Below are 6563 nucleotides of genomic sequence, written 5' to 3' on the forward strand. Positions count from 1 at the left end.
AGGGGTCTGGGGGCGACCCCCAGGAATCTTCTGCAATCTCTGCACGGCCCAACCGGGCCGCTGTTCTTGCTTGTTCAGTTGCCGAGCGGCCGAGGTCAGCCGGCCAGTCGACGGGTCGCCTCGTCGAGGCGCTCCGCGATGGTGCCGTCGATGACCTCGTCGCCGACGCGCACCGAGATCCCGCCGAGGACCGCCGGGTCCACGTCCAGGTTCAGGTGCATCTCGCGGCCGTAGAGCTTGGCGAGAACGGCACCGAGGCGCTGCTTCTGCTGGTCCGTGAGCGGCACCGCCGAGGTGACGACGGCGACCATGCGGTCCCGGCGCGCCGCGGCGAGCTTGGACAGGGACTCGAGTCCCGCTTCCAGGCTACGTCCCCGGGGCTGGGTCACCAGACGGACGACGAGTCGCTCGGTGACGGGGTTGGCCTTGCCGCCGAGCAGGCTGCCGAGCAGCTCGCCCTTGGCCTTGGCCGTGGCGCTCTTGTCCGTCAGCGCCGAGCGGAGCTCGGGGCTGGAGGAGACGATCCGGCCGAAGCGGAACAGCTCGTCCTCGACGTCGTCGAGCGTGCCCGACTTCTGGGCGGCGGTGAGGTCGGCGATGTTCGCCAGCTCCTCGGCGCCGTCCACCAGGTCACGGGAGGTCGACCAACGCGACCGGACCATGCCGGAGACCAGGTCGACGGTCTCGCCGCCCACCTGACCGGCCAGGAGACGGCCCGCGAGCTCGGCCTTGGCCTCGCCCGCCTGCGCCGGGTCGGTCAGGACCCGACGCAGCGACACCTCGCGGTGGAGCAGCGCGGTGACCGCGGCCAGCTCTCCCGCGAGCTTGCCCGCGTCGACCGACGTGTTGTCGGTCAGCGCGTCGAGGGCCTCACGTGCGGCAACCAGTGCCTCGCGGCTCGCACCGTTCATCGGACGGCCTCGGCCTTCTCCTCGAGCTCCTCGAGGAACCGGTCGATGGTGCGGCTCTGGCGGGCGTGGTCCTCAAGGGACTCGCCGACCAGCTTCGCGGCCAGATCCGTGGCGAGCTTGCCGACGTCCTGACGCAGCGCTGCGGAGGCGGCCTTGCGGTCGGCCTCGATCTGGCTGTGACCGGCCGCGATGATCTCCTCGCGCTGGCGCTGGCCCTCCGCCTTCATCTCCTGGATGATCGCGGTGCCCTGCTCCGTCGCCTCCTGGCGGAGACGCGCGGCTTCGTGGCGGGCCTCGGCGAGCTGGGCCTTGTACTGCTCCAGCACACTCTGAGCCTCGACCTGGGCCGACTCGGCCTTCTCGATGCCACCCTCGATGGCCTCGCGGCGCTCGTCCAGAACCTTGTTGATGTTCGGGAGGAGCTTCTTGGCGAGGAAGCCGAAGACGATGACGAAGGCGATCAGGCCGATGACGAGCTCGTCGAGATGCGGGATGAGCGGAGGCTGCTCCTCCGCCGCTGCCGCAAGAAGCAGAGCGTTCACATCAGTGCCTTCCATAAAAAGAATCGGGCTGTCGGTCCGGCTTACTTGTAGACGAAGCCCATGACGATGCCGATGAGGGCGAGCGCCTCACAGAAGGCGAAACCCATGATCTGGTTGGTACGGATCAGGCCGGCCGCCTCGGGCTGACGGGCGAGGGCCTGGGTGCCGTTACCGAAGATGATGCCGACGCCGACGCCGGGGCCGATGGCCGCGAGGCCGTAGCCGATGGAGGCGACGTTTCCGTTGACGGCGGCGAGAGTCTCGAGAGCGGACATGCCGGTTCTTCCTTCTCTTTCAAGGACCCGGTGGGGGTTGGCCACCGGACGACTGTTGGTTGGGGGGTGGTGCGTGCTGCTGCCGGGCCGGCTCAGTGGTGCTCGGAGAGCGCGCCCTGGACGTAGCTGCAGGCCAGGAGGACGAAGACGTACGCCTGGACGGCCTGGATGAAGAGCTCGAAGGCGGTCATCACGAGGACCATCACGAACGAGGCGCCGGCGTAGACGAAGCCCAGGCCGTTCATGAGGTACCAGGTGGCGAGCGAGAACATCACGATGAGCAGGTGACCGGCGAACATGTTCGCGAACAGTCGGACCGCGTGCGTGAAGGGCCGGATCAGCAGGTTCGAGAAGAACTCGAGCACGACGACCAGGGGAAGGATCGGGCCGAGCGACTTGTCGTAGCCCGTGATGTTCTTCCAGCCGCCGACGAAGCCGTGCTTCTTGAAGGTCAGCGAGATCCAGAGCACGTAGACGATCAGCGCGAGGGCCGCCGGGAAGGCGATCAGCGAGGTGACCGGGAACTGCGCGAGCGGGATGATGGACCAGAGATTCATGATCCATACGAAGAAGAACATCGACACCATGAGCGGGACGTACTTCTCACCGTCGCGCTTGCCGATGATCTCGTAGACGATGCCGCGCCGCACGAAGTCGTAACCGGCCTCGCCGACCATCTGCATCTTGCCGGGGATCAGCTTGGGCTTGTTGAAAGCGGCCCAGAAGAAGCCGACGACCACGATCGAGCCCAGGATCGCCAGCAGCATCGGCTTGGTGAACTCGAAGCTGCCCACGGTGAAGATGGGCTCGTACATGAACGTGTGCAGCCCCGGCGCCGGGAAGCCACATCCGGTGAAGATGTGGCAATCCGGGTCGAAGGCAAGCGTCTGGTCAGCACTCACCGCGGGCTCCTTCAGCGTGGCGCATAGGTACGGCAACCTCGTTGTGTCGGCGCGGCGCACAGCCGCGGTTCGGCACTGGACTGGTCTTACGGATAAGGGGGCGGCGGTTCGGCATCGAGCCTCGCGCTGGGACAGGCGCCGCTTCGGATGCCCGCGCCCGCAGTGCCGCAGTTGGCACCGGACGATAGCAGGAAGCCGAACGCGTCTTTATCCCGGCCCTACCCTTCACGACTTCGACCCCGTTTTCTCGGGCTCGACGTACATGATCTTGGCCTTCATATAGGCCCGGGCCTGGGCGGCGACCCACACGATGGTCGTGGCGAGCAGCGTGAAGGCGAAGGCCTTGAAGTCGAACGCCGAGGTGTCCTTCAGCAAGGCCAGGAAGACGAACAGGATCAGCAGCTGGGCCGTGTAGAGCATGAGCCCCATCGCCTGGAACAGCTGCGGAAGTTTCCTCGCCGTCCGCTGCAGCACCACCAGCCCGATGCCCATGAAGAGAAGCACGACCAGGGTGCCGACGACGGCGCCGAGCGCGCCCTTGCCACCGGCGACCACACCGCTGACGACCGTGGCGACAGCGCCTACGGCGGCGGTGGGGACTGCGGTGAGCAGCAGGGTGCGTGCGTCGTTGGACGGCATGGCGGTGTCTCCGCTTGCTGGAGGGGGCGATGGTGTCGTCGAGGACGAGCGTAATCCCGGTCCGAGGTGTGTCTCGGGGCCAAATGACCGTCGCACTACGGTCTTTCGGCACTGTCGCCGGGTCTCGTGAACCGTATCACAAACTATTTGAATAGGTCTTTACCCATGAAGTGTGCCAACTCTCACACGTGAGAGTGACCGTGCGCGTGTGTGCGCGACAGCGGGTCGACTTGTCTGGTATTGGCCCTCGTTGAGGGTTACGTCAACCTCGCGCCCCGGCCTTACTTCTGCCGGTGAAGCGCGAACGGTGACCGATGGCGGTCGCTCCGTTGACCCCGGCCGGCACCGCCTCGTGCTCGCGGCCGCCCTCGGCGTCGGTCCCGTCGGCGAGACCGTGCGCGTGCTCGTCGTCGCCGCCGTTCGCGCCGCCGTTCCCGCCGTCGCCCTCGTCGTCGCTCTCGTGATCGAGGGGTGCGTCGGCGGACCCGGCGGCGCCGCCGCGCACGGCCCGGCGCCGGTAGCGCGGCGGCACGACGGCCTCCGCCCAGCGCGGGGCGCGCGGGGTGAACCGCGGCAGCAGGAGCAGCACCAGACCCACGGCGCTCAGCAGCACCACCACGAGCACGATCCACATCGAGGTGGAGTGCACCGAGTAGGCGAGCGTGCCGAAGGCGATGAGCGCCGACCAGAAGTACATGATCAGCACCGCGCGGCTGTGCGAGTGCCCGATCTCCAGGAGCCGGTGGTGCAGGTGCCCGCGGTCCGCGGCGAACGGCGACTGGCCCTTCCAGGTGCGGCGCACGATGGCCAGCACCAGGTCGGCCATCGGGATCGCGATGACGGTCAGCGGCAGCACCAGCGGGATGAAGACCGGCAGCGCGGCGTGGGTGGCGGCCTTGGTCGAACCGGCGAAGATCTTCAGCGCGTCCGGGTCGACCTGGCCGGTGATGGAGATGGCGGACGCGGCCAGGATCAGACCGATCAGCATCGAGCCCGAGTCGCCCATGAAGATCCGCGCCGGGTGCATGTTGTGCGGCAGGAAGCCCAGGCACATGCCCATCAGGATGGCCGCGAACAGCGTCGCGGGGGCGGCCGCCTCGATCGTGTAGCCGAACCAGATCCGGTACGCGTACAGGAAGAAGGCGGCGGCGGCGATGCACACCATGCCGGCCGCGAGACCGTCGAGTCCGTCGACGAAGTTGACCGCGTTGATGGTCAGCACGACCAGGGCCACGGTCAGCAGGGTGCCCTGCCACTGGGTGAGCGCGACCGTGCCGACACCGGGGATCGGCAGCCACAGGATCGTCAGACCCTGCATGACCATCACACCGGCGGAGATCATCTGCGCGCCGAGCTTGATCAGCGCGTCCAGCTCGAACTTGTCGTCGAGGACGCCGATCAGCCAGATCAGCGCGGCGCCGGACAGCAGCGCGCGCGGTTCGTTGGACAGCTCGAAGACGTTGTTCAGGTTCTGCAGGTGGTCGGCCACGAGCAGACCCGCGCACAGCCCGAAGAACATGGCGATGCCACCGAGCCGCGGAGTCGGTTCTCGGTGCACGTCGCGGGCGCGGATCTCCGGCATCGCCCCGGTCGCGATGGCGAACTTCCGCACCGGACCGGTGAGCAGATAGGTCACCGCGGCCGTGACACAGAGCGTCAGCAGGTAATCACGCACGGGCTGCCCCACAGGAATCGCTGGCCATCTCAGCCCCACACCCTAGCCGGGCCGTCCCCATGGTCGAGGACATACCGGGGGCCGGAATGGTTGCGGTGACGTGTTCCGCACCTCTTCCTCACCCGCCGTACGGGGGAAATCGCCCCGCGAGACGACGTACCTCGACCCGTGCCCTGGCCGTCTCCCGTACGTCATCTCGTAGCGCGGCGGTGAACAGTGCGGCAATTCTCGCCATCTCGGGTGCCCCCATGCCCTGGGTGGTGACGGCGGCGGTGCCGAGCCGGATCCCGCGCCCGTCCCCGTACGGCAGCGCGCAGGTGTCGAGCACGATCCCGGCGGCGGCCAGCCGGGCCCTGGCGGTCCGTCCGTCGACGCCGAGCGGGGCGGGGTCGGCGGTGATCAGGTGGGTGTCGGTGCCGCCGGTGGTCAGCGCGAAGCCCTCCGCGGCGAGCGCGGCGGCGAGCACCCGCGCGTGCTGGACCACCTGATGGGCGTACCCGGTGAACGCGGGAGTGGACGCCTCCCCGAAGGCGACGGCCTTGGCGGCGATGGTGTGCATCTGGGCGCCACCCTGGGAGAACGGGAAGACGGCCCGGTCCACCCGCTCGGCGAGGTCCGCGCCGCACAGCAGCAGCCCGCCGCGGGGACCGCGCAGCACCTTGTGGGTGGTGCCGCAGACGATGTCGGCGTACGGCACCGGGCTGGGCGCCGCGCCGCCCGCGATCAGGCCGAGGGGGTGGGCGGCGTCGGCGATGAGGTACGCGCCGACCTCGTCGGCGATCTCCCGGAAGATGCCGTAGTCGAGGTGCCGGGGGTACGAGATCGAGCCGCACACGATCGCCTTCGGGCGGTGGTGCCGGGCGAGCGCGGCGACCTGCTCGTAGTCGACGAGCCCGGTCTCGGCGTCGACGCCGTACGGGACGAAGTCGAACCAGCGGCCGGAGAAGTTGCCGGGCGAACCGTGGGTGAGGTGGCCGCCGTACGGGAGCCCCATGGCGAGCACGGTGTCGCCGGGGCGCAGCAGCGCGGCGTAGGCGGCAAGGACGGCGGCGGAGCCGGAGTGCGGCTGTACGTTGGCATGTTCGGCGCCGAACAGGGCGGTGGCCCGGCCGATCGCGATCCGCTCGACGGCGTCGGCGTACTCGCAGCCGCCGTGGTGCCGGGCGCCCGGGTAGCCCTCGGCGTACTTGTTGGCGAGCCGCGAACCGAGCGCGGCGAGGACGGCGGGCGAGGCGAAGTTCTCGGCGGCGATCAGCTGCAGGCTGTCCGCCTGCCGCCGCTCCTCCCCCATCAGCACGTCGGCGACCTCGGGGTCCTGCCTGCGCAGCAGGTCGAGCGCGGGGACTTGCTCGGTGGACGCGGTGACGGACATGGGTCACTCCGGGCGTGAGCGGGCCTGTCAACCCACTCTAGGCACCCGACCCCGCCCCCCGCCCTCCCGATGCGCCACACGAGCACCAGGGGCCCCGGAAGGGGGGCCCAGGGGGTGCGGGGGCCCAGGGGGTGCGGGGGCCCGGGCCTAGCTGTTCTGTCCCGGGAGGTTGTGGACGGGTGATGCAGGTCTCGGCTGAGGCGTCTTGAACGGGTGAGGGCCTTCCGGGTTCGGTGTGGATTGCGAC

General features: G+C 69.1%; 7 protein-coding genes. All 7 read right to left on the minus strand.

The window, feature by feature from the left end:
* Positions 1–95: 95 nt before the first annotated feature.
* Positions 96–911: a F0F1 ATP synthase subunit delta gene (locus tag ACIPXM_RS24840; RefSeq protein WP_401659144.1), complete on the minus strand. Its 816-nt coding sequence runs from the start codon at positions 909–911 to the stop codon at positions 96–98.
* Positions 908–1453 (minus strand): F0F1 ATP synthase subunit B, encoded by a 546-nt coding sequence (locus ACIPXM_RS24845; RefSeq protein WP_401659147.1) that lies wholly within the window; start codon positions 1451–1453, stop codon positions 908–910. Before ACIPXM_RS24845 ends, ACIPXM_RS24840 begins: the two co-directional genes overlap by 4 nt.
* A gap of 41 nt (positions 1454–1494) precedes the next feature.
* Positions 1495–1728, minus strand: a complete 234-nt coding sequence (atpE, locus tag ACIPXM_RS24850; protein ID WP_010474382.1) for an ATP synthase F0 subunit C — start codon at positions 1726–1728, stop codon at positions 1495–1497.
* A gap of 92 nt (positions 1729–1820) precedes the next feature.
* Entirely contained in the window at positions 1821–2630 is an 810-nt protein-coding gene (atpB, locus tag ACIPXM_RS24855; protein ID WP_401659150.1) for a F0F1 ATP synthase subunit A, read from the minus strand.
* A gap of 225 nt (positions 2631–2855) precedes the next feature.
* Positions 2856–3269 (minus strand): hypothetical protein, encoded by a 414-nt coding sequence (locus tag ACIPXM_RS24860; protein WP_401659153.1) that lies wholly within the window; start codon positions 3267–3269, stop codon positions 2856–2858.
* Positions 3270–3531: 262 nt separating this feature from the next.
* Positions 3532–4944: an MraY family glycosyltransferase gene (locus ACIPXM_RS24865; RefSeq protein WP_401659156.1), complete on the minus strand. Its 1413-nt coding sequence runs from the start codon at positions 4942–4944 to the stop codon at positions 3532–3534.
* Positions 4945–5062: 118 nt separating this feature from the next.
* The gene (glyA, locus tag ACIPXM_RS24870) at positions 5063–6316 is read right to left on the minus strand and encodes a serine hydroxymethyltransferase (RefSeq protein ID WP_401659159.1); all 1254 of its coding nucleotides are present in this window, start codon (positions 6314–6316) and stop codon (positions 5063–5065) included.
* Positions 6317–6563 lie beyond the last annotated feature (247 nt).

It is taken from the genome of Streptomyces sp. NPDC090025 (assembly GCF_044748125.1).
In the GTDB taxonomy this organism is placed as follows: Bacteria; Actinomycetota; Actinomycetes; order Streptomycetales; family Streptomycetaceae; genus Streptomyces.